A 607-nucleotide genomic window follows, 5' to 3' on the forward strand; every position below is an offset into this window, starting at 1 on the left:
CGGGCATCATCGATGTCCTGAAGGAATCCTGCCCAACCAAGATCTGCCTCCCGAATGGGGCTGCCCGCGAGTCCGGGACACGGGAATTCTATGAGCGCATCGGCTTTAATCCTCGCCAGATCGAAATCGTCGCAGCCGCTATTCCAAAGCGGGAATATTACGTGACGTCGCCGGACGGACGCCGCCTTTTCGATATGGCGCTGGGGCCGCTCACCCTCTCCTTCGTCGGTGCTTCCGGCAAAGCCGACCTCGCTCGGATCCGGCAACTTCTCTCAACCTACGGCAAAGACTGGCCGACCCAATGGCTCAATGAAAGAGGGATCAATCGCTATGCTTGACCATATCCTATCGCTCAGAAGTAAATCCGCGACCGCTGTCGTGGCAGCTTTTGCAGTCTGCGCTTCGGCACCAGCATTTGCCGGCTCAGCGACGGGCGCTGCGACCGAGTGGACACAGCTTGCCAACAATGCACAGCTCGTCGACCTTCTTAAAAGCTCCGGCCTGCAAGTCGACAATCAGCTGACACAGATCAGTCAGTTGGCCGAGCAGATCCAAAACCAGCTGAACATCTACGAAAACATGCTGCAAAACACGGCGCAGCTGCCCG

2 pseudogenes are annotated in these 607 nt (G+C 57.7%); both read left to right on the plus strand.

The annotated features are described in order from the left end of the window. Positions 1 to 338 (plus strand): annotated as a pseudogene (locus RNA01_RS23565) (conjugal transfer protein TrbE); the annotation flags it as partial. Continuing rightward, positions 331 to 607: pseudogene (locus tag RNA01_RS23570) on the plus strand (P-type conjugative transfer protein TrbJ); the annotation flags it as partial. The pseudogenes RNA01_RS23565 and RNA01_RS23570, both read left to right, overlap by 8 nt.

The organism is Paenirhizobium naphthalenivorans (genome assembly GCF_007992095.1).
Lineage (GTDB): Bacteria > Pseudomonadota > Alphaproteobacteria > Rhizobiales > Rhizobiaceae > Allorhizobium > Allorhizobium naphthalenivorans.